The sequence below is a fragment of the Micrococcus sp. iso_239 genome (assembly GCF_056173395.1).
Map to the genome: position 1 here is coordinate 555979 of NZ_CM149672.1, position 25840 is coordinate 581818.

Here is a 25840-nt window from a genome sequence, read left to right on the forward strand (position 1 = left end):
ACGATGTCGGAACAGACTCCCGCAACGATCGCCATCGCCCACGACTACCTCACCCAGAAGGGCGGGGCGGAACGGGTGGTGCTCGCCCTGCATCGGCTGTGGCCGGATGCGCCGATCTACACGACGTTCTACGACCCCGAGGGCACGTTCCCCGAGTTCAAGGACGCGCACATCATCGCCTCGCCCCTGAACCGGGTGGGGCTGCTGCGGAAGGACCCGCGGCGGGCACTGCCGCTGCTGCCCTTGGCCTCCTCGCTGATGCACGTCAAGGAGCCGATCGCCGTCATCTCGACGTCCGGCTGGGCGCATGGATTCCGCTACGACGGCGCCACGCTCGTCTACTGCCACACCCCGGCGCGCTGGGTGTATCTGCTGGACGACTACCTGGGTGAGGACGGTCGGGACAGCATCAAGGGCCGGGTCGCCCGCGTGCTGCGTCCGGGCCTGCGCAGGTGGGACCGCGCGTCCGTCCGGCGTCGAACGCGCTATGTGGCCAACTCCACGGTGGTGAAGGAGCGGATCGAAGACGTCTACGGGCTCGACGGCGTGGACCTCGTGTTCCCGCCGCACTCCGTGAGCACGGATGGCCCGCAGGAGCCGATCCCCGGAGCCGAGCGGCTGGCGGAGGACGGCTTCCTGCTGTCGGTCGCGCGGCTCATGCCGTACAAGCACGTGGACGTGGCGATCGAGGCCGCGGCCCGCGCGGGGCGGCCGCTCGTGGTGATCGGCAAGGGCCCGGAGGAGGCCCGGCTGCGGGCGATGGCGGGGGAGGACGTGGTGTTCGGCCAGGACCTCACCGACGCGCAGCTGCGCTGGGCGTACGTGCACGCGACGGCACTGATCGCCGCGAGCCACGAGGACTTCGGCATAACGCCGCTCGAGGCGAGCGCGTGGGGCGTGCCCACCGTGGCACTGCGGGCCGGCGGTTACCTGGACACCATCGTGGAAGGCGTCAACGGGGTATTCGTGGAGGAACCGACGGTGGATGCGGTGGCCGACGGGATCGAGCGGGCGCTGGGGCGGGACTGGGGCCGGGACGCGTTACGGAGCCATGCGGCGCGGTTCTCGGAGGCCGAGTTCGCCCGGCAGATCAGCGACGCCGTCGGGTCGTTGTGAGGAATTCCCGACACCCCGGCCACTCGTGCTCGGCGGCGGTCCCGGGAACGGATCCGGAGGGTCACGCCGCGTGCTGCGCGAGGTGTCTCAGCCGGGACCGCGTGGTCGCCTCGAAGTGGTGGGTGCGCATCAGCGCGATGCCGGCCGCCCGGGCGTCGTGGAGCTTCCTGGGATCACGGAGGATCTCGCGCAGGACCTGCAGCATCGCCTCCACATCCCGCTGGGGCACCACCCATCCCGCCCCGCGCTCCTCGGCGATGTACGTCGAGGTCTGATTGGCGAAGGCGAGGATCGGGGTCCCGCATCCGAGGGCCTCGAAGTAGGTGCAGGACGGATCCCCCTGGACGTGCGGGAGGACCATCACGTCCACCTCCTCGCGCACCGCGGGCACCCACTGCTCATGGAAGTCCGCGAATCCCCGGGAGACGACGTTCGATCCGGCGCTCGAACGCAGCTCGGCCTCTAGGGGGCCGGCGCCGAAGACATGGAGCTCCACGGGCAGGCCGTCCTCCTTCGCCCGCTTCGCGAGGGCGATCGCGAACCCGGGTCCCTTGATCGGGTCGAGGCGGCCGGAGAACCCGATGCGGAGCGGTCCGCCCTCCCACCCCGGAGTCGTCGCGGCGGCCTCGACTTCGGCGTGCCGGATGCGTGAGTCATGGAACGCCAACGCGTCCTCGGTCAGCCGCCCGTACGCGCGGGCGGCCGCCGGCCCGTTGGCCTGCAGGGAGGCCGCCCACAGGACCTGACGGAGCAGGCCTGCCTCCTGGCGCAGGAGTCCTGCCGCGGCCCGCGCGAGGGGCAGCCCGGACAGGGACGCGCGGTGGATGCCCAGGCGGATGCCGTAGGTGACCTCGGAGGTGAGGACGACCGGCGTCCGCGCTCGTGCGAGGCCTGCGGTAGAACGCGAATGGAGCGCCAGGATCGCGTCCAGGTCCAGGGAGTCGACTCCTTCGGCGGTCGGCTCCACGGCGACGACGTCGAATGCCGGCGACACGATGTCGAGCGCGACGCAGCCCACCGGGGTCGCGGGCGCCCGGGTGAAGCCGGGCGAAGCCACGATGAAGCGGCCCTCGTGGGAGCGGGCCATCTCCTCGACGGACTCCCACGCGCGGGCGTCCATGGCGAGGCCGTCCGGGGTGCTCCACAGCGACGACGGGGACAGGTATCCGAGATCCATGCCGGTCCGTTCGCGGCCTCAGCGACCGGTATCGAGCAGGTCGAGCAGGTACCGGCCATACCCGGACTTCACGAGGGGCTCGGCGCGCTCGCGCAGCTCGTCGTCCGTGAGCAGTCCCTGGCGCCAGGCGACCTCCTCGGGCGCGCCGACCTTGAGGCCCTGCCGTGACTCGATGGTGCGGATGAAGTTGGACGCGTCGTTCAGGTCGTGGAACGTGCCGGTGTCCAGCCATGCGGTGCCCCGGGGAAGGACCTCCACGTTGAGGCTGCCGCGTTCCAGGTAGGTGCGGTTCACGTCGGTGATCTCCAGCTCGCCGCGTGCCGACGGCTTGAGGCTCTTCGCAATCTCGACGACGTCGTTGTCGTAGAAGTACAGGCCGGGCACCGCATAGTTGCTCTTGGGCTCCTCAGGCTTCTCCTCCAGTGAGATGGCCTTGCCGGCGTCGTCGAACTCCACCACGCCGTAGGCGCTGGGGTCCGCCACCCAGTAGCCGAACACGGTGGCTCCGTCGACCTGTGTGTGGCGGCGCAGCTGCTGGCCCATGCCGGGGCCGTAGAAGATGTTGTCCCCCAGGACGAGCGCGACATGCTCGTCGCCGATGTGGTCCTCCCCGAGGATGAACGCCTGTGCCAGGCCGTCGGGGAAGGGCTGCTGAACGTAGCTGAGCGAGATCCCGAACTGGGAGCCGTCGCCCAGGAGGCGCTGGAACTGCTGCGCGTCGTGCGGGGTGGTGATGACCAGGATGTCGCTGATCCCCGCCAGGATGAGCGTGGACAGCGGGTAGTAGATCATCGGCTTGTCGTAGACGGGCACGAGCTGCTTCGAGATGCCATGGGTGATGGGGTGCAGCCGGGAGCCGGTGCCGCCAGCGAGGATGATGCCCTTCATGCTTGACACTCTACCGGCGCCCCCGGGGGGGGGAGAACCGAGCCCTGTCGAGGATTCGATGGGCATGTGGCGCGGCCGTGGGCACTAGCGTGGAAACGGGGCGAGCAGTGCCTTCAGTGGTCGGAGGTAGCGCCGGATCTGGAGGGGATCATTCCACGCCATCTGAGTCTCGGCGGATGATTCGTCAAGCCGGTTCCACGTGGCCCGAAGCAGGATGTCTAGATGAGCTGCGTTGTTGATCAAAATCCGCTCGCGGGTAATAGCCATGCCCATCGACAGGTCGGCCCGGCGGCGCGATTCAGACCGCTGGCGATATTCAAGAGTCGCCTCGATGCGGGTGCCGTGGCCGCCCAGCCGCGTTAGGAGTCGTATCCAATACTCGTAGTCCTCGAACCCGCGTCGGAGTTCCACGTCGTAGCCGGCCACGGCCCGCCAGTCTTCGCGCCGGAATACAGCAGTTGCGGCAATACGATTGCCGCCCGCCAGGTCTGCCAGGCCAACCGAGGCCGGAGGGATCTTCGCTCCAGTCTCTGCGCCGAAGAGCGCGACTTTCCCGTACGCGAATCTACAGTCTGCGTCAGCCTCCAGCGTTTCGACGCCGCGTGCGGCAAAGTCCGGACTCACGCGGTCGTCTCCGTCGAGAGGTACCACATATTGGCAAGAGATCGCGCGAATTCCGGTATTTCGGGCCGCCGACGGTCCTTGATTGGGCTGATCGATTTTTTTCACCGACCTCGGAAGCTCGTTGAGCTCCCTCAGTGTTTCCGCTCGCGTGGAACCGTCATTCACTACCACCACCTCAACACTGACATGCTCCTGTCGGAGCGCCGACTCAACAGCCTCCCGCAGATGGATAGGATCGTCGTTGAATGTGGGGATGATAAATGCCACCTGTGACGTCACACGTATCAAGATACCTTATTGGGACGCTCCTCGTGACACCGGCGGGGCGTGGTGGAATGGGCAGCCGCTACCCCCGGGCGCGACCCCCAGGGCTTAACGCCACGGGCATCGGCCCGGCGAGCCGACAGCTCCCTATCTGCTCACCGAGCGAATGTGGGCACTCGCGGTTCTGGAGGTCGCCCGGCCACTCGATAGCGCAGGTGCCCTTCGAGCAGCCCGACGTTCCAGCCCCAGCCCGCGGCCTGCTCCGTGTTGGCCGTCCCGAGCATAACGCGCAGCCCCGAGGGCACGTTGCGCACGAGGTTTCGCACGGCCCCGCGCAGACTCACCCCGCGGGGGTCGACCGTCTCTGGGTGGCGCGTCCATAGCTGGATCGCAGTGCGGGCGTAGGAGCGCCGCTGCCGGACGGCGGTGCGCGCGTCGGGTCGCTGGACGTAATCGATGCGGGCTGACGGCACGAACACGGTTGGCCAGCCAGCCGTGTCGGCACGCCAGGCCAGGTCAGTTTCATCGTGCCCGCCTGCGAAGGACTCGTCGAATCCGCCGACCGCCCGCAGGACGTCACGATGCAGGCCCATTGACGCGCCCAGCGGGTATGCCGGCCCGCCAAAAATCTCGTGCAGACCCAGGTCCGGCCCGAGGCGGCGGCCTGTCGCGTCGACCGGGGTCGCTGCGCCACCGGCCACGCCGCCGCTGGCCAGGGCCGCGCGCAGTGCGTCGACCCAGCCCGGGTGGACCTCGTCGTTGGAGTCGCAGAAGAGGATCACGTCGTGGCGCGCGGTGGTGGCCCCCGCGTTGCGGGCGTGGTTCGCCCCGGCCCGTTCCTCTGCGGAGACGACGCGCACGCGCTCGTCCCGGGCGGCCGCAACGTCGAGCACAGCCCGCGTGGCGTCGGTGGAGCGGTTGTCCACTAGGACTAGCTCATCGTTCGGCCGCAGCTGGGTCAGTACAGCAGAGATCTGGCAGCCGACGGTGGCGGCGGCATTGTGGCAGGGGATGACCACACTGACAGCTTTGCTCATCCGTAGACCTCCTGGAGGCGGGCGCGGAAGCGCTGTTCTCCGTATTCCTCGGCCACGGTATGGGCTGTCCGGCGCGCATGGTTATTGGCGGCGTCAGGATCCCGGAGCACCCGGTTGACGGACGCCGCGAAGGCCCGGGGGTCATCGGCCACGAACGCCGCGTCGGCGGGGCGGATGCCCTCGTTTCCCACGGTGGTCGTCACCGTGGGAACGCCGCGGATGAGTGCCTCCACCACCTTGAATTTCACGCCGGCGCCGTAGCGGAGGGGGACCACCACCACGGCGGCTTCTGCATACAGAGGCTCGAGGTCGTCCACGAAGCCCAGAACCTCGACGGCGTTGGCTTCGAGTTCTGCCACGACGTGGTCGCGGAGCCCGTCGCCCGCGACGGCGACCCGCGCGTTCGGGTGCGCTTTGCGCACTTCGGGGAGGATCTCGGTGACGAACCAGTGCATCGCGTCCTCGTTCTCCCAACGGGCCATGTAGCCCACGAAGAGGAGCAGGGGGTTCGTAGAGGAGGGGGCTTCAGTGCGCACGTGGCCGGAGATCGCTGGGGGCACCACATGCACCCGTGCGTGCGTGCCCCGGCGGGGCAGCAGATCGGCGTCCTTCTGGCTGAGGACCACGACATCGTCGGCCTGTCGAGCGATCCGGCCCTCTAGGTGGAGGGCGGCGGCACGCCGGACCGCCCAGGCTGCTCGGCGTGGGATGCTCGTCTGGAGCTTTCGCTGCCGTCCGAACCGTTGGGAGAGGACGTCGTGCAGTGTCACGACGACGCGCGCGTTGGGATTGATGCGGCGAATGGCTCCCAGCAGGATGGCGGTCTCCTCCCACTGCAGGTCGATGACATCGGCCTCTGCCACCAGGTCTCGAACCCGGGAGAGGGCGACGCGGCTCAGTGACGGGGACACTGCGAGCAGGCGTTCTAGGCGGCCGCGGCGGTCTGCGGCAGGGGAGAGGATCCGATGGGAGAAGGGGACTCCGCGGGTGAGAGCGCGACGGTTGGCCGGGCCATCGGTCGTGACCATCGTCAGCTCGGCGCTCTCGCCTATCACCTCGGCAATGGCGTGCACCAGGTGCTCGCCCGCTGACTCCTGGCGGGTCGACGAAGGAAGAACGGGTGTGAGCATGACGGCTTTTCGCATGGTCGAGGCGGAGGGCCCAGGACTTCTGCGCGCTTCAAGGGCGGAATGGACCGCCTGTTCCGCTGTGTTTGCCCATGCCTGCCAGTTCAGCCGCGACCGGCCGTCTCGGGTTGCCGCCTCGGCGGCGCGCGCCACGGTTGCCTCCGAGAGCTCCCCGAGCAGACGTGCGGTCTGGTCGACGGCCTCGCCCGGGGCGACGAGCCATCCGGTGAGTCCTTCCTGGACGATGGTCTCCACGCCCCCTACGCGCGTGGCGATGACGGGCAGCCCCGAGACCAGTGCGTTGGTCATGACCACGCCGGCCGCGTTGGCCAGGGCGAGGTCAAGGAGGACATCGTGCTCCCTGTAAAGCTCGGCGAGGACCGACCGGTCCACCACGCCTGGCGTGTCCACCCACGGGGGGAGGCCTCCCGGGGTACGGCCGACGATGGTCAGTCCGATCTCCCGGCTCTGCCGAGCCTGCTCCACGGCGAGGACGACGTCGTCTCCACGCTTGCGCTCCCAATCAGCGATGACAGCCAGGACTCGCAATGGGGAACCCGGCGTCCGTGGGCGGGGTGCATTCGACGTGGGGGTGGCGGGGCCGAAGGGGGCGACGGTCACCCGACTGGGTGAGACGCCTGCGTCCCCGATCAGACTGCGGGCAGCCCAGTCAGACGCGACTAGGAAGTGATCCGTCACGGCGGCCCCGGCCTGTTCGACGCGCAGCCCCTCCCGCTCGTTGCGACGGCCGAGGGCGGTCGCGATCGGGTAGAACCCGCAGATGGCGGGGAAGGTGGCGTCGGTGACCTGGACGAGGGGCAGATCGTGGGGGAGTGAGAGCACATCGGTCGATGATGCGATGGCCACCAGAGCATCCAGGGGCTCTCTCGTGTGCGCGCGGATCTGATCTGCCAGAGCTACGCTGCGAAGCCGAGCGGTCGCCATGGTGTGGGTGGGGAGACTGCGCCGTCCCCTCATGCCGCGGAGGCGGGTGCGGAGCCGCTCGCCGGTTGCATCCGGCTGAGCGACCGGAGGGAACACGGTCACGCCGAATCGCTCACGGAGCGCGGCTGCCATGGGTGCCACGACACCGGACCATGCCCGGGGGTCGTCGGTACTCCAGGGACTGTAGAGCCCGACATGGAGGGCCACGAGTGAGTCAACTCCTCGGTCAGGTGGTCGGCGTAGGGTCCATCCTAGGTTGGACAGGGCCGGGTACGCTGAAGCGAGTTCCTCGCGGATGCTCCCATGCGGGGGAGCGTCGAGGAATCGTTCTCCATCCGCGATGCCATTCGGGAGGCGCCCGTGTACACCCGTTGCCTGGTCCTCACCTCCGGTCGGGCAGCGGACGGCCCTTACGGGATTGATCGGCTCAGCCAGTTCGGCTACGACCTCATGGAAGTCGAGCCGGCACGGACGCGTGTTCACCGGAAGCTCCGCGATGTCGTGGAGCACCGCTCCGGTCGGCCGATGGACAAGACTCTCCGGTCTGTCCGCAAAGCATGGCGCTCGGACCTGGTGCTCGCCTTCCTGGAAAAAGAGGCGCTCTCCGCCTCCTGGGCTAAGCGTCGAGGGATGATGCCCTACGCCGGAAGGCCACTCGTCATGATCGCGTGCTGGCTGGCAGATGAGCTCCAACGGATGTCCCCTGCGCAGCGAACAGCCGTGGTCACTTCTTACAGCGGGGTGGATCTGATTCTCGTCCTGTCACGGAACCAGGTGGAGATCCTGGTGGAGGCGGGGTTCGATGCGGCGCGAATCGAGGCCGTCACCTTCGGCTACGACCCTGGACAGTTCCCGGTGTCCAATGATGCTCGTAGGTACGGGATCGTCTCCGTGGGGGCCGACCGCGGGAGGGACTTCGGCACCTTGATCGCCGCGATGAACGGCTCGGGGTTGTCTTTGGACCTGTACACCGGCGGAGGGCACGTCCAGCGCGAGACGCTGCCGCCCGAGGTGAAGTTCCACGGAAGGGTGCCGTTCGCGGAATATCGGCAACTGATGGCGACGGCCTCGGTAGTGACGATCCCGACTCACGTCCAGGCCTATCCCACCGGTCAGACCGTGGCGCTTGAGGCTGCAGGAACCGGGGCCTGTCTCGTCCTCACCGACACCCCGGCCATGCGGGAGTACTTCACGGACGAGACAGCAGTGTTCGTCCAGCCCGGCGACGTCGAAGGCTGGCGTGATGCGCTGACCACACTGGATGCGGATCCGGTCAGACGCCGTCAGCTGGGCCGCAACGCCGCAGCGCTCGTCTCCGAGCGGTTCACCTACGACGAGATGTGGTGTCAGGTCGACGCGGCCATACGACGGCGGGGATGGGCGCGTCCCGGCGCGGGCGCCGCCGCCTAGGCACACGCCGGGGTGGGCGGGGGAGGCCACGTGCCTGCATCCGGGGTCACGGACCGGTGGGGCCCCACCCGCCAGGTATGTCATCGATCCGACGCCAGTGGTGGCGGAGCTGGGTGGCCATGCCTCCGTCCTGAGCGCGCGAGAAGAACCAGGGCGCGGTCACCTCCCGACCAGGGTGGGCGACGTCGCCGATGTATCCGCCCCAATAGGAAAAAGTCGAATTCGGCAGGACCAATCGGCGCGCGTGGATCAGATGTCGAAGATCGTGAGCGACGTCGCCGTCCTGGTAGAGCGTCGTGGCGATCGGGTCAAGGACGCCAGAAAGGTGTTCGCGGCACCATGTCATGCCGTCCGAGATGACGATGATCCGATCGGGACGGCCACCATCGGCAACAGACGCCGCGACAGCGGCCCGGACGTACTCCCTCTGATTCATCCCGTACTCAGCGTTGTATTCGGGAACCGAGTAGTAGTCACCCCGACGGACGTTCACAACTATCGAGTCATCGATGCCGGGGACGTCTTCGGTGAGCGGGCTTCCATGGAGCAGTAGATCTTCGATGAACTGCGCGTCTGGCTCGGGATCGGTGAACTCATTGCGGGGCGCGTCCTGCTGGCCGGACCACGGCATGACCCGCTGATCCGTGAACCGCACCTCCTCGGGGGTGATGAACAATCCCTCGCGAAGGTCCGGGAACAGCCCGACCGTCTTCTCATGCTTTGGATGCAGGAGCACCCGACGCCCAGCGTCGCGATCGTCGTAGGCCCACTTGCCCATGTACAGCAGGTTGCCGAGGTTCATCCAGTCGGGCACCCACGCGACGGGGCGTCCGTGACGGACCAGGCGCAAGACGGAGGACTTTGCGTGCCGGAGCATGTTCACAGTCCGAATGCTATCGAGCCGGCGTCCAAGTGACCTGCGAAACCCGCGTCGGCGGCTGGCATGTCTACCCGTGCACAGGCGCGTTCATCCAAGACAGCCCATCAGACGAAAAACCTTCGGGCAACCTAGCTGTTGTGGGTCATGAGGTTCTTGACATGGGTACCGGGCTGAGATGAGACGAGTGGGCCCCGCCCCGCAGGATGGAAGTTCCTCAACAACCCACCTGCCAGAAGAGACCCACTCATGACTCACGCTAACGCACCCCTGACCCCCACCGGCCGACTCAGGATGGTCCACCGCCACCTGCACGACGGGATCCCGCAGGCACACGTGGCAGCCGAGTTCCGGGTGAGCCGGCCCACGGTGGCCACCTGGGTCGCCCGCTACCGCGCCCAGGGAGAAGCCGGCCTTCAGGACCTGCCCAGCCGGCCGCACCGTTCACCTGCCCAGCTCGATCCGGTCCTGGTCGCCCAGATCCACGCCCTGCGGCGGGAGCGCAAGTGGTCCGCACGGCGCATCCATCACCACCTCGTCTCCGAGGGCCACCGGGTGTGTCTTCGTACCGTGGGACGGTGGCTGCACCGGGCCGGGATCTCCCGCCTACGGGACCTGACCCCGGCCGGAGAAGACCTGCGCCAACGACCCCAGAAGATCACCGCGAGAGGGCCGGGGCACATGGTGCACCTGGACGTGAAGAAGATCGGGAAGATCCCAGACGGGGGCGGCTGGCGTGCTCACGGACGTGACAGTGAAGCAGGCCGTGCTTCCAAGCGTGGTGCAGGCCGGCGGGTCGGCTACACCTACCTGCACTCGGCGATCGACGGGTTCACCCGGCTGGCCTACACCGAAGCGTTGGAGGACGAGCGGGCGGCCACGACCGTGAGCTTCTACTGCCGGGCGCGGGCGTTCTTCGCCGCCCACGGCATCACCGTGGACCGGGTGATCACGGACAACGGGAACAACTATCGGGCTGCGGACTTCACCGCGAAGGTGGTCTCGCTCGGGGGCCGGCATCACCGGATCCGGCCCTACACCCCGCGCCATAACGGGAAGGTGGAGAGGTACAACCGGCTGATGGTCGATGAGGTCCTCTACGCCCGCCCCTACACCTCAGAGCAGGCTCGGCGTGAGGCCCTGGCGGTGTGGGTGAACCACTACAACTACCATCGGCCTCATACCTCCTGCGGGGACGCCCCGCCGACCTCGTTGGCACCGGCCCGAGTCAACAACGTCATGCCCTCCTACACCTAGCTGTCGATGGCCCTTGCGGATGGCTGCTGCGACGCAACTTTTCAAGATGGCTTCGGCCAGGCAAACGTACCTCTGCGCGAGGTGGTCCGCCGAATGCTCTTCCCTCATTGCGGCCCGGAGGTTCCTGGCAGGGTCATATTCAGTCCGAAGAACCCTGGCCACGTGCTGCGGTGTCGGCCACGTGCCGGCCACATGTCCTCCGAAGTTGGGCCTCCGCAGTTAGGAGAGATTCTCTTCAATCGCCATTCCACGGAAGCCCTTATAGTCAAAGCAGAGCACATTGCGTCCCCCGCCAGCGCCTCCACGGTGACCCGCGCGATGCCCACGACGAAGTCTGCCCATTGGTATACCTGCTGGGGATCGGCCACTGCAGTCTTATTGCCGACGACGCGGAGTCCCAACCCTGCCAGCGTGCACGCTGCTTCGATGATCTCCCCGCGCTGTCCCCTGGCGATTGGACACGAATGCGACACGGCGCGACAGTTCGGGCAGTGCCGTCCCAGAGACAGAGACGTAGGCATCTGCACCGAGAACGGGGATCTCCTCGTCAGGGATGACGCCGTGGCTCGTGAAGATCCGCTCTTCGATCCGTGCGTGCCGCAGAGCCTGCATGCTCGTCCAGTGGTTGATCAGCCCAATGTCGTACCTGGCGCCGGCGTCAAACGGCGCTATCGCGTTTTCTATGCCGTTGCCCGAGTAGAGGTGTACCTCGTGGTCTCGTGAGAGGGGGGCGGTGCATCTGGCGGATCCAGGCTTGGGTACCGCCGGGGTAGGCCATGCCGCCGTTGGCGAGGAGGATGCGAAGGCGCATGGGTCGGGGCTTAAGCGAGCCGATTGCCCGCCGCAGGTCGCCCTGGACACGATACTGAACGGACCACTCAGTATCCTGTCATCATGCGCATCCTCGTCACCGGCGGCGCCGGGTTCATCGGCTCGAACTTCGTCCACCACGTCATCCGCGAGACTGGGCACGACGTCGTCGTCCTGGACAAGCTGACCTACGCCGGCAACCGGGAGAACCTCGCCGGCCTGCCGGAGGACCGCGTCACTCTCGAGGTCGGGGACATCTGCGACGCGGCCCTGGTGGACCGCCTGGTCGCCGAGTCGGACGCCGTCGTGCACTACGCGGCGGAGTCCCACAACGACAGTTCGCTGAACGATCCCTCGCCGTTCATCCAGACGAACATCGTCGGAACCTTCGTCCTCCTGGAGGCGGTCCGCAAGCACGGCAAGCGCTTCCACCACGTGTCCACGGACGAGGTCTACGGCGACCTCGAGCTGGACGATCCGGCGAAGTTCATCGAGACCACCCCATACAACCCCTCCAGCCCGTACTCGGCCTCGAAGGCCGGCTCGGACCACCTGGTGCGCGCGTGGGTCCGCTCCTTCGGCGTGCAGGCCACGCTGAGCAACTGCTCCAACAACTACGGCCCGTACCAGCACATCGAGAAGTTCATCCCGCGCCAGATCACCAACCTGATCGACGGCGTCCGCCCCCGCCTCTACGGCCAGGGCGTCAACGTCCGGGACTGGATCCACACGGAGGACCACTCCTCGGCCGTGCTGCGCATCCTCGAACGCGGCGAGATCGGCCGCACGTACCTGATCGGCTCGGACGGCGAGAGGAACAACAGGGAGATCGTGGAGATCCTCCTCGAGCTCTTCGACCGCCCCGCGGACGACTACGACCTCGTCGCCGACCGCCCCGGCCACGACCTGCGCTACGCGATCGACAACACCGCGCTGCGCACCGAGCTCGGCTGGGAGCCGCAGTTCACGGACATCCGCGCCGGTCTGGCGGACACGGTCCGCTGGTACCGCGAGAACGAGGCCTGGTGGCGCCCGGCCAAGGCCGCCGTCGAGGCGAAGTACCGCGCCCAGGGCCAGTGAGGGGGCACCGCTGATGCGCATCACCGAGACCGCCATCCCCGGCCTGCTCGTCCTCGACCTCGACGTCCACGGGGACAACCGCGGCTGGTTCAAGGAGAACTGGCAGCGGGAGAAGATCCGCGCCCTCGCCGCCGAGCACCCCCGCCTGGCCTCGCTCGCCCCGGTGCAGAACAACATCTCCTTCAACGACGCCGTCGGCACCACCCGCGGCATCCACGCCGAACCCTGGGACAAGTACGTGGCCGTCGCCCACGGCCGGATCTTCGGCGCCTGGGTGGACCTGCGCGAGGGGCCGTCCTTCGGCGCCGTCGCCACCGTGGAGCTCGGCCCGGAGAAGGCCGTCTTCGTGCCGCGCGGGGTGGGCAACTCCTACCAGACGCTCGAGCCGGACACCGCCTACACCTACCTGGTGAACGACCACTGGTCCGCCGACGCGCAGGGCCAGTACACGTTCCTCAACCTCGCGGACCCGACGGCGGCCATCGCTTGGCCCATCCCGCTCGAGGACGCCGAGCTCTCGGACAAGGACCGCGCCCACCCGTTGCTCGCGGACGTCACCCCCATGCCGCCCGCCCCGATCCTCGTGCTCGGCGCCGGCGGCCAGCTCGGCCGCGCCCTCGTGGCCCGCGCCGAGGCCGCGGGGATCCCGGTGGAGGCCCACGGCCGGGACACATGGGACATGACCGATCCGGCGTCCTGGCCGAGGGAGCACTTCCGCGGCCTGCGCGCCGTGGTCAACGCGTCCGCCATGACCGCGGTGGACGCCGCCGAGACGCCCGAGGGCCGGGCCCAGGCCTGGGCCGTCAACGCGACCGCCGTCGCCGAGCTGGCCCGCCGCTGCACCGAGGCCGGCGTCCCCCTGGCCCACGTGTCCACCGACTACGTGTTCGACGGTGCCCTCCCCGTGGGGCAGGAGCACCCGGTGGACCACCCGCTCGCGCCGCTGGGCGTCTACGGCCAGTCGAAGGCCGCCGGCGAGGCCGCGGTGCGCACCGTACCGCGGCACTGGATCGTCCGCACCTCCTGGGTGATCGGGGAGGGGAAGAACTTCGTGGCCACCATGGCCTCCCTCGCCGAGCGCGGGATCGACCCGGCCGTCGTCGCCGACCAGCACGGCCGTCTCACCTTCGCCGACGACCTCGCCGACGCCCTGCTGCACCTGGTCACCACGGACACTCCCACGGGCACGTTCCACATGACCAACAGCGGTGACGTGGTCACCTGGCACGACGTCGCCCGGTGGGTCTTCGAGGACACCGGCCACGACGCCGCGCGCGTCTCCGCCACGACCACCGCCGCGTACCTGGCCGGCAAGGAGGGCGTGGCCCCGCGGCCGACGAACAGCGCCCTCGACCTCGGGCCCCTGGCCGCCGTCGGTTACACCGCCCCGGACCAGCGCGAACGCCTGCGCACGTACCTGAGGCGCTGACCCCGTCTCGCACGACGAAGCCCCCGCCGGCTTCGGCGGGGGCTTCGTGCGTGGGGGCGATCAGCTGCGCGTGCGGGCCTTGCGGCGTGAACGCCGCCCCTTCTTCGCGGACGAACCGACGCTCGAGAGGTACTTCTCGTGGGACTTGTGGTACGTGCTCTCGTACCCGTAGCCGTAGGAGTAGCCGCCGCCGCGCTGGGAGCGCGCGACGCCGTTCATGACGACGCCCAGCAGATGCGCGTCCACCGCGGCGAGATTCTCCACAGCCGCCTCCAGGTGGTCCTTGCGGGTCCGCCCCTGACGCACCACGAGCACAGTCCCGTCCACGGCCGTGGCCAGAAGGGAACCGTCCGTGACGGGCAGCAGGGGAGGGGAGTCGACGATGACGAAGAAGTCCTCCGACGCCAGCTCCAGCAGGGCCCGCATGCGCTTCGAGCCCAGCAGCTCCGACGGGTTCGGGGGCGTCCGGCCGGCGGGGAGCAGCGTGAGGTTCGGGATTCCGGTGGCCGCGAGGGCGTCGTCCGGCTGCACCTCACCGGCCAGCACCTCGGACAGGCCCACGTCGCCCGCCACCTGGAAGAGCTCGTGCTGCCGGGGGCGCCGCAGGTCGGCGTCCACCACGAGCACCCGTTCGCCTGCCAGGGCCAGGGCGCGGGCCAGATTCGAGGCGACGGTCGACTTGCCCTCGGAGGGGTCCGCGCTCGTGAACGAGACGACGCGGGGCGGCTCGTCGACGGAGACGAACTTGAGGTTGGTGCGCAGCGCCCGGATGGCCTCGCCGGCCCGGGGATCGAGGTCCACGGCCTCCTCGCCCGTGCGAGTCAGGGACGCGTTCTCTGGAACGGCGCCGATCACGCCGGCGCCGGTGATCTCCTTCACGTCGGCGCGGCTGCGCACCTTCACGTCCAGGAGACGACGGAGCACGGCGATGGCGAGTCCCGCACTCAGTCCGGCCACGACGCCCAAGAGGACGTTGCGCCGGGTGTCAGGGCTCACGGGGGCAGAGGGCACGCGGGCGTCGGACAGCGGCACGACCTCCAACGGGCTGTTCTTGTCCACGTCCGCCGCCACGTCCGCCGTCGCCTGCAGAGCACTGTTCGCGAGCTGCGCGGCGGTCTCGGGATCCGTCGAGGTGGCGGTCACCTTGATCATGCTGGACTCGGGGACGAGCACCGCGGAGAGCGAACCGTCGCCGTCCTGCCCCGTGTCCTGGGCCACGCGTTCACGCACGGCCTCGCTGTTGATCAGGGCGACGTAGGCCTGAGCCCGGCTCTCGGCGGGCAGGTTGCTGGTGATGAGGCTCTGATCTGCAGCCCGGGCGGCGAGGAACCCCTGAGATTCGGATGCGTAGATCCGGGGCTGCAGCGCGGAGTAGCCCCAGCCCAGCAGACCCCCCACGAGGGCTGCTGCCAGGAGCAGCAGGAGGTTGGCGCGCAGCAGGCGGAAGAAGTCGACGATCGTCACGGAGCACCTCGGGGGTCATGGACGGGAATGCGCGGGCCGTCGTGGGCGAGGCACGCGCGGTCCACGGTACCAAGACCCCTCGTGCGGTCTGCCGGGCCCGAGGACGAGGCACGCCACCGCGCTACGCTGAGCCGAGTATCGCCCGGCGTCCATGAAAGGTTCCGCACCATGCGCTCGAGCACGCCCCGTGACCGGACGGCTGCCCGCGCTGTGAGGGCCGTGGTGCCACCCGAGGCCCGGCCTGCCAGGCGTCACGCCTCACTCGGCCTCGTCCCGGACGGTCAGGCCGCGTGGACCCGCTCTCCGTGGAACCCCTTGGTCACGCCGGCCTCACCGCGGCTGTTCGAGGCCGTGCTGGCCATCGGCCTGGTGATGGATGCGTTCACCGCTCCCGGCCTGCCGATCCCGTTCGCGGAGTTCTCCGCCATCCTTCTGCTGCTCCTCGCCTCATTCCGGCAGCCCCGCCGGGACCTCTCCCACTACGGCGTGCTGGCCCTCGTCGCACTGGCCCTGGTGGCGTATCTCGTCGCGGTGACCGTGCACAACGACCTCGACCCCACGCGTCGCGCCACGAGGATCACGCTCCTGATCCTGCTGATCTACGCCATCGCCAGCGAGAGGATCGACATCAAGGGCGTCCTCTACGGGATGACGGCCGGAGCACTGATCAACGTGCCCCTCTTCTACGCGGGCCTGGCCCCGGACACCTACGGCGGCTACCTCACCGGGTTCCTGGGGGACAAGAACGTCTCCGGCCTCTTCTATGCGCTCCTGCCCGTGCTGCTCGTGGCCACCATGCAGCGCATGGGCCCCAAGCTCCTCGTGCTGGGCGCCGGCTCCGCCCTGACGTTCCTCACCGGCTCGCGGACCTCGATGGCCGGCCTGCTCTGCGCCGTCGTGTGGATCCTCGTGAGCCCCTACCTGGGGCGGGTCCTCCGTATCGCACTCGCCGTCGTCATGGGCTGGTTCGTCAGCTGGGCCGAGGAGAACCTGGCCGACCTCGGCATCTTCGGAGACCGCACCGGCACGGACTGGTTCCGGGCCGAGATCCAGCAGGCGTCCGCGGAGAAGGTGGCCGACACCTCGTTCTTCGGCCAGGGGCTCTCCACCGCCGTCGTCGATCTGGACAACGTGACCATGTTCTTCCACAACTCCTATCTGGGGCTGCTGGTGGAGGGCGGCTGGCCGTTCCTGATCGTGGTGGTGGGCGCCTACCTGTGGCTGTGCCTGCGGCCCTTCGCCCGGACGCACCGATCGCCGTCCCGCGTGGCTGTCGAGGCCGCCGCGCTCATCATCCTGGTGACCTCCCTCCAGCTGGGTGAGGTGTTCATCACGATCTTCGGCGCCGTCGTCCTCGGCTGCGGCCTGCTGCTGAGCGCCCAGGAGGACGACGAATCCCACGGCGCGTCCGCGGGTGAACGGGCTCACCGCCGCAAGCTGGACCGCATCGTGGAGCGGTCCCGACGAGCGGGCCGCTGAGCGCGACGAGCATCACCGGTGCTATCCTGTCCAGGTTGCCCAGGCGAGGGAGCGCGCGCTCCGTGATCGACGAGGCCGCCGCCGCGCGTCAGCATGCTGACCCGCTGCGGCACTGAAGCCCCCTCCTGGCCGCATCCCGCGCCGCCCCCGGCTGCGCGGCCGAGACCCCCACAGGAGGACGCATCATGTCTGACCAGCTCAAGATCAAGGTCACCCGCCGCACCGACTTCGGCAAGGGTGCCGCCCGCCAGGCCCGCCGTGCCGGCCTGATCCCCGCCGTCGTCTACGGCCACGGCCAGGATCCCGTGCACCTGCTGCTGCCGGCCCAGGAGACCACCCTGGCCGTCCGCAACCCCAACGCCCTGCTCACCGTCGTGAACGAGGCCGGCGAGGAGCACCTGGTCCTGCCCAAGGACATCCAGCGCCACGCCATCAAGGACACCGTGGAGCACCTGGACCTCATCGAGGTCCGCCGCGGCGAGAAGGTCATCGTCGAGGTCACCGTGCATGTCGAGGGCGAGGTCGCCCCCGGCAACGACTACGTGCTGGACTACGTCACCGTGCCGGTCGAGGCCGACGCCACCGACCTGCCCGAGGCCGTCACCATCTCCGTCGAGGGCCGCGAGGCCGGCGACCACGTGTACGCCCCGGACGTGCAGGTCCCCGCCGGCACCACCCTGCAGCTCGAGGACGACATCGTCATCGCCACCGTCTCGGAGGTCGTCGAGCAGGACCTCGGCGACGAGTCCGTGCAGGAGGAGCAGGCCGCCGAGTCCGCCGAGGGCGAGTCCGAGGGCTCCGAGGACTGATCACGCCATGACGACGGGGACCACGCTCATCGTCGGGCTCGGCAACCCCGGGCCCGAGTACGAGCGCACCCGTCACAACGTCGGCCAGATGGTGGCGGATGAGCTCGCCTCCCGCATGGGGGTCGGGTTCACCCGCCACCGGGCCGGCGCCGTGGTGGCCACGGGTCGCCTCGGCATCGGGGGACCGCGCGTCGTGCTCGCGAAGTCCATCGGCTACATGAACGTCTCCGGACGCCCCGTCTCCGCGCTGGCGTCCTTCTACGGGATCGGCCCCGAGGACCTCGTGGTGGTCCATGACGAGCTGGACATCCCGTTCGACACCCTGCGCCTCAAGCGCGGCGGGGGAGAGGGCGGCCACAACGGCCTGAAGTCCATCACCGCCTCGCTCGGCACCAAGGACTACGCCCGCGTGCGCGTCGGCATCGGCCGACCCCCGGGCCGCATGGACGTGGCCGACTTCGTGCTGCGCCCCTTCACCAAGCCCGAGCAGGACGTCCTGCCCCTGCACGTGGACCGCGCGGCGGACGCCGTCGAGAAGATCGTCACGGACGGGCTCGCGCCCGCCCAGCAGGCGTTCCACTGAGCCTCCCGCCCCGGGCGGACGTCCTCGACGGGGGTGCAGCCCCACGCTCAGGGGGTCGGGGTCACGGCACGGGCCAGGGCATCCGCGATGGTCTCCAGTGCGGGATCCATGATCTGGATCATCTCCGCGTACCCCTCCACCGGCCCGCGGAACGGGTCCACGACGTCGAGGGGCTGGGCGGTCGACCGCGCGAGGGCCCGGTGGCGGGCCGCCTCCGCCGCGAACGCACGCACCCCGCGACCGGCGGGGATCCAGTCCCGCCCGTCCCGCTGGTCCATCGCGCGGACCAGCGCCGCGAGCTCCAGCACGGTGAACACCCGCGCGACGGCCTGCGGCACTTCTTGGAGTGCGAAGCGCATGTGCTCCTGAGCCGCGGCCAACACGAGATCTGCCTCCGCCACCATGAACGGTTGCAACGCGGCGGGACGGTGGCCTTCCAGCCCGGTGACGCCGGCCTCGGCGCCGAGCCGCACGAGCGGCGGCGGCACCGTCAGTGCCTGGTTCGGCTGGGAGCCGGCGCTGCCGACCTCCACCCGGCCGGGGGCCAGGACCGCCAGCCGGCCCTGCAGGGCCCGGCTCGCATAGGCCGAGCGGCACACGTTGCCGGTGCACACGATGAGCACGGCGTCCGGCGAGGGAAGGGCCCGGCGCCCCCGCCGGGCAGGCGGAGCCGAGCTCGACAGCGCCGGGCGACGGGCGAACGAGATCAACTGCGCGCGGCTCCGCCGTCACGCTCGAGCCACGAGGACAGCGCCCGGGCCTGACGATTGACGACCTTGCCGACCATCGGCTCGGCCTTCGCCGCGAGCTTCGAGCCCACCAGCGGGATCCGGCAGACGAGGGTGCCGTCCACGGAGAACTGGGAACCCTCGCCGGCGGCGGTCAGGCGAAGGGCGCCGTCCGCCGTCGCCTTGGCGGAGGGCACGGTGATGGTGGTGGTGCCGGTGCGGGAGCCGTCCGCGGCGGGCGCGTCCCACCGCTCCACCTGCTCCACCTGGAGGGCGGAGCCGATGAGCTTGCGGGCCATGTCCGGGACACGGTCCGGGATGCGGTCCGCGGGCAGGGAGCGCACGGCGGTGACGGTCATCGGGCCCTCCGGGGAGCCCTCCACGGAGAACGAGACCAGGGATCCGCCGAAGGACTCGACCACGGAACGGTGGAAGTCCTCGGACGCCAGGGCGGCTGCCACGGCCGACGGCGGGTGCGGGATGGGCTGCTGAGCGGAAAAGGCCACGGTGTCTCCTCGGGGTCAAGTCGGGCCGCGCCCGGCGGGCCGTGAGAGGGCCGGCACCGGTTCGCCGACGGCGATGGGCGTCCAACCCTCACCTTATATGCTGGCCTCCGCGACCCGGGTCCCGTGCACGGCGCCGGGACCGGCCGCGCGACCCCTCGTGAACCCCCTGGAAGGTGTGTCCGCCATGTCGGCACTCTGGGCCGTGGCCCTCATCATGCTCCTGAGCGGGACGGCGAAGCTCCGTTCCGGCGAGGACGTGCAGGCCACGTTCACCCGACTCAGGGTGCCCCGTCCGTTCGCGGCCCCCGCCCTGGCGCGCGCGTTCCCCTGGCTCGAGCTGCTGCTCGCCGCCGCCCTCCTGCAGCCCTTCACCCTGCTGCGTCCGGTCGTCGGCCTGGTGGCCGTGGCCCTCTTCGCCGCCTTCCTCGCGCTCGTGGTCCGGGCCCAGGACGACGGCGTCTCGTGCGGCTGCTTCGGCGAGGCCTCGGCCGCCCCGATCTCCCGCACCACCGTGGTCCGCAACGTCGTCTTCCTGGCCCTCGCCGTCCTGGCCCTGGCCGAGGGGATCGTCTCGCTGGCGGTGCACGGCGCGGGCCTGGCCTGGCAGCCGCTCACCGCCTTCGGCGCCGGCGCGTGGGCCTGGGCCCTGTTCGTGTCCGTGCTGCTCGCGACCGCCGCGTTCCTGGCCGGGCGCGAGTCCGTCCCGGCCGCACCCGACGCGGCCCCGGCGATGCCCATCGCGGAGGCCCCGGCCGCCGTCGACCCCGTGGGCGAGGCCGAGCCCGAACGCCGCCCGTTCCCGGACGCCGTCGTGGTCGCGGACGGCGAGTACACCGGTCTGCACCGGCTGGTCGCGGACGGGGCCGTGGTGGCCCTGCGCCTTTCCACGGGGTGCGGCTCCTGCGCGCGGGTGATCGAGCGGCTGGACGAGTTCACGGACGCGCTCGGGCCGGTCCGGCTGCGGGTCCTCATGCCCCAGCGCGCCCCCGGCGCCGAGGGGGCGATCCACAGCGGCGCCGTCGACGCGTCGCTCGTGCTGGCCGACCCGGCCGGCGCCGCCTCGCAGGCCCTCGGCCTGCACTCGTTCCCCACCGCGGTGCTGCTCGGCACGGACCGGCTGACCGCCGGCGGCCCGGTGGGCGGCGCCGACGACGTCCTCGCCTTCCTCGAAGAGATCCGGGAGATCATGACCACCGAACTGCCCGCCGCCACGGACGGCTCCACCGCCACCCCGGAGGTCCGCGCATGAGCGCCCCCGAGACCACCCCCGTCCTCGCCCCGCTGCTGCCGCGCCTGCGCGCCGAACGCGCGCTCGAGGCGGCCGCCGCCTCCGCCGCCCGGCCGCTCGAGTCCCGGGGCGTCGAACTGGAGATCGGCCTGCCCGACGGAGCCCGCGCGCCCCTATTGACCGTCCTGGCCGAGGCGCTGGCCGAGGGCCACGGCGAGCGCGCCGCCGTCCTCGTGGTCACCGCGACCACCCGCGAGGCCGAGGACCTCGTGACCGACCTGGCCGCCTGGGCCCCCGCCGGTGCCGCCGCGCTGTTTCCGTCCTGGGAGACGCTGCCCCACGAGCGACTGTCCCCGCGCTCGGACACCGTGGGCGCGCGCCTGGCCGTGCTGCGCCGCCTCGCCCACCCCGAGGAGCACGCGGAGGGCCCGCTGCGCATCGTCGTCACCCCCGTGCGCGCCGTGCTGCAGCCCCTCGTGGCCGGGCTCGGCGAGCTGAGCCCGGTGACCCTGCGGACGGGGGAGGAGCGGGACTTCGACGGCGTGGTGGCCGCGCTCGCCGACGCCGCCTACTCGCGCGTGGACATGGTCAGCCGGCGCGGCGAGTTCGCCGTGCGCGGCGGGCTGATCGACGTGTTCCCGCCCACCGAGGACTACCCCGTGCGCATCGAGTTCTTCGGCGACGAGGTGGAACAGATGCGCTGGTTCTCCGTGGCGGACCAGCGATCCCTCGAGGACACCACGGAGGACGGCTCGGGCCACCCCTCCGAGCTGTACGCGCCCCCGTGCCGCGAGCTGCTGATCACGGACCACGTGCGCCGGCGCGCGAAGGAGCTGATCCCGGCCATGCCCGCCGCCGCGGACATGCTGGACCGGATCGCCGAGGGCGTGGCCGTGGAGGGCATGGAGTCCCTCTCCCCGCTGCTGGCCGAGGCCATGACGTCGCTGCCCCGCATGCTGCCCACCGGCTCGCTCACCGTCCTCGTGGAGCCCGAGCGCCTGCGCGGCCGCGCCGACGACCTGCTGGCCACCAACGAGGAGTTCCTCCAGGCCGCGTGGGCCGGCGCCGCGCAGGGCGCGGTCGCCCCGGTGGACGTGGCCGGGGCGGACCAGTCCGCCGCGGGCGGCTTCCTCACGGTGGCCGAACTCCGCGCGGCCGCGCTCGAGCAGGACCAGGGGTTCTGGTCCGTCACCGCGCTGGTCTCGGACGATGAGCTGCTGCCCGACGCCGCCACCCTGCGCGCCACCCTCGGCGTCCCGCAGACCTTCTCGGGCGACATCGAGGCCATGGTCGCGCACACCCGTGTCCGGCTCGCGGAGGGGTGGCATGCCGTGGTCCTCACCGACGGCCCCGGCTCCGCCCGCCGTCTCGCCGAGCTCAACGCGGAGGCCGGCCTCACGGCCTCCGTGGTGGACGGGCCCCTGCCCGCCGACCTCGCCCCGGGGCGGGTCTCCATCGCGACGGCGCCCGTCGGCTCCGGCTTCACGATCCCGGACGCGCAGATCGCCCTGATCACGGAGCACGACCTCTTCGGCCGGCACCGCACCGCGGGCACGCGCGCCCCCGGGGCGCGGCTGGCCCGGAAGCGGCGCAACGCCGTCGACCCGCTGACCCTGCAGCCCGGCGACCACGTGGTGCACTCCCAGCACGGCATCGCCCGCTTCGTGGAGCTGCAGCGCCGCAAGGTCACCGGCGGTCCGCGCACCGCCCCCGGCGCCGAGGAGTCCTACCGCGAGTACCTCGTGCTCGAGTACGCGCCCTCGAAGCGCGGTGCCCCCGGCGACCGGCTGTTCGTGCCCACCGACCAGCTCGACCTGATCTCCTCCTACGTGGGCGGGGAGACGCCGTCGCTGTCCAAGATGGGCGGCTCGGACTGGGCGCAGACCAAGTCCAAGGCCAAGCGCGCCACCCGCGAGATCGCCGGCGAGCTCATCCGCCTGTACTCGGCCCGCATGGCCTCGCGCGGCCACGCGTTCGCCCCGGACACCCCGTGGCAGGGCGAGCTGGAGGAGGCGTTCCCGTTCATCGAGACGCCGGACCAGCTGACCACCATCGAGGACGTCAAGAAGGACATGGAGGCGGCCGTCCCCATGGACCGGCTCGTCTCCGGCGACGTCGGCTTCGGCAAGACCGAGGTGGCCGTGCGCGCCGCGTTCAAGGCGGTGCAGGACGGCAAGCAGGTGGCCGTGCTCGTCCCGACGACGCTGCTCGCCCGTCAGCACCACCAGACGTTCTCCGACCGGTTCGCCGGCTTCCCCGTCAAGGTGGCCGCGCTCTCCCGGTTCCAGACCGCCAAGGAGTCCAAGGAGGTCGTCGAGGGGCTCGCGCACGGTGAGGTGGACGTGGTGATCGGCACCCACCGGCTGCTCTCCGACCAGGTGCAGTTCAAGGACCTGGGCCTGGTGATCGTGGACGAGGAGCAGCGCTTCGGCGTCGAGCACAAGGAGGCGCTGAAGAAGATGCGCACCAACGTGGACGTGCTCGCCATGTCCGCCACGCCCATCCCGCGCACCCTCGAGATGTCCCTCACCGGCATCCGCGAGACCTCCACCCTGGCCACCGCCCCGGAGGAGCGCCACCCCGTGCTCACCTCGGTGGGCCCGTACTCGGACCAGCAGGTCACCGCGGCCATCCGCCGCGAGCTGATGCGCGAGGGCCAGGTGTTCTACGTGCACAACCGCGTCACCACCATCGACAAGGTGGCCAAGCGCATCGCCGAGCTCGTGCCGGAGGCGCGGATCGCCGTCGCCCACGGCAAGATGAGCGAGGCCCGGCTCGAGCAGATCATGGTGGACTTCTGGGAGCGGAAGTTCGACGTGCTCGTCTCCACCACGATCATCGAGACCGGCCTGGACATCGCCAACGCCAACACCCTGATCGTGGAGGACGCTCACCGCTACGGCCTCTCGCAGCTGCACCAGCTGCGCGGCCGCGTGGGCCGTGGCCGCGAGCGGGCGTACGCGTACTTCCTGTACGACCCGCAGAAGCCCCTGGGCGAGGTGGCCCTCGAACGGCTCAAGGCCGTGGCCACCCACAACGAGCTCGGCGCGGGCATGCAGCTGGCCATGAAGGACCTCGAGATCCGCGGCGCCGGCAACCTGCTGGGCGGGGAGCAGTCCGGCCACATCGCCGGCGTGGGCTTCGACCTCTACCTGCGGATGGTGGGCGAGGCCGTGGCCGACTTCAAGGGCGAGGAGGACACCGCGCCCGCCGAGGTGAAGGTGGAGCTGCCGGTCAACGCCCATCTGCCGCACGACTACGTGCCGGGGGAGCGGCTGCGCCTCGAGATGTACCGCAACCTCGCCCAGGCCGCGGACGACGCCGCCGTGGACGCCGTGGTGGAGGAGCTCAAGGACCGGTACGGCCCGCTGCCGGAGCCGGTGGAGGCGCTCGTCGCCGTCGCCCGGTTCCGCAACCGGGCGCGGGCCGCGGGCGTCACCGAGGTCATGCTGCTGGGGCAGAACGTGAAGTTCGGCCCCGTCGCGGACCTGCCGGAGTCCCGTCAGATGCGCCTGACCCGCATGTACAAGGGCGCCCAGGTCAAGCCGGCCCTGAACGGCGTCCTCATCCCGCGGCCCAAGACCAAGCCGGTCATGGGTCAGGACCTCGTGGACGTCCCGCTGCTCGAGTGGGCGCAGCAGGTGGTCGACGCGATCTTCGCGCCGGAGGGCTGAGCCGGGTCAGGCCGTCCGCACGCGGACGAGGACGCCGTGCGCCTCGAGCATCTCGAGGAAGGCGTGGACGTCGGCCGCGACGTCGGCGGGGTCGAGGCCGAACGCCTCCGCCACCTGGACCGTGACGTCCGTCGTCGACAGCGGCGCCGGCGGATCCGCGACCAGGTCGTCCGCCGGGGTGCGGCCGCCCACGAGGACGTCCCAGATCACGTCTCCCGAGGCGCTCAACAGCAGCGGCTGACCGGCCTCGAGCGTCATGACGGCGGTCTGGCCGCCGGCGGTGCGGGCCCACGCGATGTCGGGGGCGAGGGCCCAGCCCTCGGTGGTCTCAACGGTCACGGCGCACCGCCTTCGTCCAGGCCCAGCCGGCGAGCGCGCCGAGCCGGGCGCCCTGCTCGCGCCACAGGTCCGCGCGGGTGACCGGCCGGCCCAGGCGCATCTGCAGATGGGGGCGGTTCACGGGCAGCGTGTGCAGCACGAGGCGGGCGCGCTCCCGCGCGGAGCGGGCCGTGCGCCACCGGGTGCGGAACAGGTCCAGGCCGCTCTCGTCGGCCTGCAGGGCTTCGAACAGGGCGAGGTCGTGTGCGTCCATGCCGTCCGCCTCCTCGCCGGTGGCCACGTGCCAGGCCGCCGTGGCGTGCAGCCGGCGCGCCTCCTGCCGCAGCGCGTCCCACTCGGCCGGGCTGGACGTGTCTCTGATGTGGCGGACGTCGAGGGCGCCCCGGTGCGAGTCCCGCGCGGCGTGGACGATCACCACGAGCCGCTGGTGCACCGGGCCGGGCACGGGGACCGGTCGGCCGGCGATCACATGGATGACGCGCTCCGCCCACAGGGCGTCGAAGGTGCGGGCCGCGTCCGTGCCGAGACCGGGGAACAGACGGTGCACGTCCACGTAGCCCAGGTGGTCGTGCCACAGGGTGGCGGCGTGCTCGAAGATCGAGCCCTCGGAGAAGTCGGCCACGGGGGCCCAGCCGTGCGAGGCCAGGAGCGCGACCGCGGCGGCGTCTGAGGGGTGGACGAGGAGGTCCACGTCCGAACTGCGGCGGTGATCGGGGTAGACGCCGGGCTCGGTGGCGTAGCCCTTGAGGTGCAGGGCGCGGATGCCGGCTCGGTCCAGCAGGTGCGCGATGCGGGCGTGGGCGAGGCGGACGCGGACCTCGAAATCCAGGGACGGCGGGGCGGCCGGTCGCGGTCCCGTCGCTCGTTCGCCCATGGCCGCGAGCTTAGTCGACCGAAAGGAGGGCCCCTCCTCCACACGGGTGCACAGGGAGGCTGGCGACGAGCTGGGCGAACCGTCTACACTGTCTTTGAGACCTCCACAGCCGATT

21 protein-coding genes are annotated in these 25840 nt (G+C 70.5%); 10 read left to right on the forward strand and 11 right to left on the reverse strand.

The window, feature by feature from the left end; all coding sequences use genetic code 11:
- The first annotated feature begins 3 nt into the window (after positions 1–3).
- Positions 4–1116, forward strand: coding sequence for a glycosyltransferase (locus AC0VX2_RS02530; RefSeq protein WP_400395524.1), 1113 nt, complete (start codon positions 4–6; stop codon positions 1114–1116).
- 61 nt (positions 1117–1177) lie between these two features.
- On the opposite strand, the gene AC0VX2_RS02535 is transcribed toward AC0VX2_RS02530, so the two are convergent.
- The 5 genes from AC0VX2_RS02535 to AC0VX2_RS02555 all read right to left on the reverse strand — a co-directional run bounded on the left by AC0VX2_RS02535 (position 1178) and on the right by AC0VX2_RS02555 (position 7100).
- Positions 1178–2293 carry a glycosyltransferase family 4 protein gene (locus AC0VX2_RS02535; protein WP_400395521.1) on the reverse strand — a complete coding sequence of 372 codons (1116 nt, stop codon included), beginning with the start codon at positions 2291–2293 and terminating at the stop codon, positions 1178–1180.
- 18 nt (positions 2294–2311) lie between these two features.
- Entirely contained in the window at positions 2312–3181 is an 870-nt protein-coding gene (gene rfbA, locus AC0VX2_RS02540) for a glucose-1-phosphate thymidylyltransferase RfbA (protein ID WP_336637535.1), read from the reverse strand.
- An 84-nt stretch (positions 3182–3265) separates the two neighbouring features.
- Positions 3266–4072, reverse strand: a complete 807-nt coding sequence (locus tag AC0VX2_RS02545; RefSeq protein ID WP_400395516.1) for a glycosyltransferase family A protein — start codon at positions 4070–4072, stop codon at positions 3266–3268.
- A 152-nt stretch (positions 4073–4224) separates the two neighbouring features.
- Complete coding sequence (locus AC0VX2_RS02550) at positions 4225–5106, reverse strand: glycosyltransferase family 2 protein (protein WP_475432618.1); 882 nt, start codon at positions 5104–5106, stop codon at positions 4225–4227.
- Positions 5103–7100: a glycosyltransferase gene (locus AC0VX2_RS02555; RefSeq protein ID WP_475432619.1), complete on the reverse strand. Its 1998-nt coding sequence runs from the start codon at positions 7098–7100 to the stop codon at positions 5103–5105. The genes AC0VX2_RS02550 and AC0VX2_RS02555 overlap by 4 nt, the downstream gene beginning before the upstream one ends.
- Before the next feature lie 381 nt (positions 7101–7481).
- On the opposite strand from AC0VX2_RS02555, the gene AC0VX2_RS02560 reads away from it, so the two are divergent.
- Entirely contained in the window at positions 7482–8588 is a 1107-nt protein-coding gene (locus AC0VX2_RS02560; RefSeq protein WP_336637539.1) for a glycosyltransferase family 4 protein, read from the forward strand.
- Between the two features lie 46 nt (positions 8589–8634).
- Here the strand turns inward: AC0VX2_RS02560 and AC0VX2_RS02565 are convergent, their stop codons facing one another.
- Positions 8635–9465 carry an alpha-1,2-fucosyltransferase gene (locus AC0VX2_RS02565; RefSeq protein WP_239286754.1) on the reverse strand — a complete coding sequence of 277 codons (831 nt, stop codon included), beginning with the start codon at positions 9463–9465 and terminating at the stop codon, positions 8635–8637.
- Positions 9466–9714: 249 nt separating this feature from the next.
- On the opposite strand from AC0VX2_RS02565, the gene AC0VX2_RS02570 reads away from it, so the two are divergent.
- The 3 genes from AC0VX2_RS02570 (at position 9715) to AC0VX2_RS02580 (ending at position 14041) form a co-directional block, all read left to right on the forward strand.
- Entirely contained in the window at positions 9715–10722 is a 1008-nt protein-coding gene (locus tag AC0VX2_RS02570) for an IS481 family transposase (protein WP_475432620.1), read from the forward strand.
- Between the two features lie 894 nt (positions 10723–11616).
- Complete coding sequence (gene rfbB, locus AC0VX2_RS02575) at positions 11617–12612, forward strand: dTDP-glucose 4,6-dehydratase (protein WP_400395228.1); 996 nt, start codon at positions 11617–11619, stop codon at positions 12610–12612.
- Between the two features lie 13 nt (positions 12613–12625).
- On the forward strand, positions 12626–14041 hold the full coding sequence (locus AC0VX2_RS02580; protein ID WP_400395225.1) for a sugar nucleotide-binding protein: 1416 nt from the start codon (positions 12626–12628) through the stop codon (positions 14039–14041).
- Between the two features lie 60 nt (positions 14042–14101).
- Here AC0VX2_RS02580 and AC0VX2_RS02585 read toward each other — a convergent pair whose 3' ends face one another.
- The gene (locus AC0VX2_RS02585) at positions 14102–15505 is read right to left on the reverse strand and encodes a tyrosine-protein kinase domain-containing protein (RefSeq protein ID WP_400395222.1); all 1404 of its coding nucleotides are present in this window, start codon (positions 15503–15505) and stop codon (positions 14102–14104) included.
- A gap of 315 nt (positions 15506–15820) precedes the next feature.
- Here AC0VX2_RS02585 and AC0VX2_RS02590 point away from each other — a divergent pair, with 315 nt between their 5' ends.
- The 3 genes from AC0VX2_RS02590 (at position 15821) to pth (ending at position 18376) form a co-directional block, all read left to right on the forward strand.
- Complete coding sequence (locus AC0VX2_RS02590; protein WP_020626569.1) at positions 15821–16984, forward strand: O-antigen ligase family protein; 1164 nt, start codon at positions 15821–15823, stop codon at positions 16982–16984.
- Positions 16985–17169: 185 nt separating this feature from the next.
- On the forward strand, positions 17170–17793 hold the full coding sequence (locus AC0VX2_RS02595; protein WP_044659564.1) for a 50S ribosomal protein L25/general stress protein Ctc: 624 nt from the start codon (positions 17170–17172) through the stop codon (positions 17791–17793).
- 7 nt (positions 17794–17800) lie between these two features.
- Positions 17801–18376 carry an aminoacyl-tRNA hydrolase gene (gene pth, locus AC0VX2_RS02600; protein WP_400395219.1) on the forward strand — a complete coding sequence of 192 codons (576 nt, stop codon included), beginning with the start codon at positions 17801–17803 and terminating at the stop codon, positions 18374–18376.
- A gap of 47 nt (positions 18377–18423) precedes the next feature.
- On the opposite strand, the gene AC0VX2_RS02605 is transcribed toward pth, so the two are convergent.
- Complete coding sequence (locus tag AC0VX2_RS02605; RefSeq protein ID WP_119217478.1) at positions 18424–18999, reverse strand: arsenate-mycothiol transferase ArsC; 576 nt, start codon at positions 18997–18999, stop codon at positions 18424–18426.
- A gap of 83 nt (positions 19000–19082) precedes the next feature.
- Entirely contained in the window at positions 19083–19610 is a 528-nt protein-coding gene (locus tag AC0VX2_RS02610; RefSeq protein ID WP_119217477.1) for a DUF2505 domain-containing protein, read from the reverse strand.
- Between the two features lie 184 nt (positions 19611–19794).
- Between AC0VX2_RS02610 and AC0VX2_RS02615 the strand changes: the two genes are divergently transcribed.
- Positions 19795–20859, forward strand: a complete 1065-nt coding sequence (locus tag AC0VX2_RS02615) for a MauE/DoxX family redox-associated membrane protein (protein ID WP_101965781.1) — start codon at positions 19795–19797, stop codon at positions 20857–20859.
- On the forward strand, positions 20856–24512 hold the full coding sequence (mfd, locus tag AC0VX2_RS02620) for a transcription-repair coupling factor (protein WP_475432621.1): 3657 nt from the start codon (positions 20856–20858) through the stop codon (positions 24510–24512). Before AC0VX2_RS02615 ends, mfd begins: the two co-directional genes overlap by 4 nt.
- 6 nt (positions 24513–24518) lie before the next feature.
- On the opposite strand, the gene AC0VX2_RS02625 is transcribed toward mfd, so the two are convergent.
- A complete protein-coding gene (locus AC0VX2_RS02625; protein WP_141843162.1) occupies positions 24519–24851 on the reverse strand; it encodes a PqqD family protein in 333 nt (110 codons plus the stop codon).
- A complete protein-coding gene (locus AC0VX2_RS02630; RefSeq protein ID WP_355504660.1) occupies positions 24841–25725 on the reverse strand; it encodes a nucleotidyltransferase family protein in 885 nt (294 codons plus the stop codon). Before AC0VX2_RS02630 ends, AC0VX2_RS02625 begins: the two co-directional genes overlap by 11 nt.
- Positions 25726–25840: the final 115 nt, after the last annotated feature.

Coding starts and splice junctions, on each gene's coding strand:
- AC0VX2_RS02530 (WP_400395524.1), top strand. CDS start 4: ATGTCGGAACAGACTCCCGCAACGATCGCCATCGCCCACGACTACCTC.
- AC0VX2_RS02535 (WP_400395521.1), bottom strand. CDS start 2,293: ATGGATCTCGGATACCTGTCCCCGTCGTCGCTGTGGAGCACCCCGGAC.
- rfbA (WP_336637535.1), bottom strand. CDS start 3,181: ATGAAGGGCATCATCCTCGCTGGCGGCACCGGCTCCCGGCTGCACCCC.
- AC0VX2_RS02550 (WP_475432618.1), bottom strand. CDS start 5,106: ATGAGCAAAGCTGTCAGTGTGGTCATCCCCTGCCACAATGCCGCCGCC.
- AC0VX2_RS02560 (WP_336637539.1), top strand. CDS start 7,482: ATGCGGGGGAGCGTCGAGGAATCGTTCTCCATCCGCGATGCCATTCGG.
- AC0VX2_RS02565 (WP_239286754.1), bottom strand. CDS start 9,465: ATGCTCCGGCACGCAAAGTCCTCCGTCTTGCGCCTGGTCCGTCACGGA.
- AC0VX2_RS02570 (WP_475432620.1), top strand. CDS start 9,715: ATGACTCACGCTAACGCACCCCTGACCCCCACCGGCCGACTCAGGATG.
- rfbB (WP_400395228.1), top strand. CDS start 11,617: ATGCGCATCCTCGTCACCGGCGGCGCCGGGTTCATCGGCTCGAACTTC.
- AC0VX2_RS02580 (WP_400395225.1), top strand. CDS start 12,626: ATGCGCATCACCGAGACCGCCATCCCCGGCCTGCTCGTCCTCGACCTC.
- AC0VX2_RS02595 (WP_044659564.1), top strand. CDS start 17,170: ATGTCTGACCAGCTCAAGATCAAGGTCACCCGCCGCACCGACTTCGGC.
- pth (WP_400395219.1), top strand. CDS start 17,801: ATGACGACGGGGACCACGCTCATCGTCGGGCTCGGCAACCCCGGGCCC.
- AC0VX2_RS02615 (WP_101965781.1), top strand. CDS start 19,795: ATGTCGGCACTCTGGGCCGTGGCCCTCATCATGCTCCTGAGCGGGACG.
- mfd (WP_475432621.1), top strand. CDS start 20,856: ATGAGCGCCCCCGAGACCACCCCCGTCCTCGCCCCGCTGCTGCCGCGC.
- AC0VX2_RS02630 (WP_355504660.1), bottom strand. CDS start 25,725: ATGGGCGAACGAGCGACGGGACCGCGACCGGCCGCCCCGCCGTCCCTG.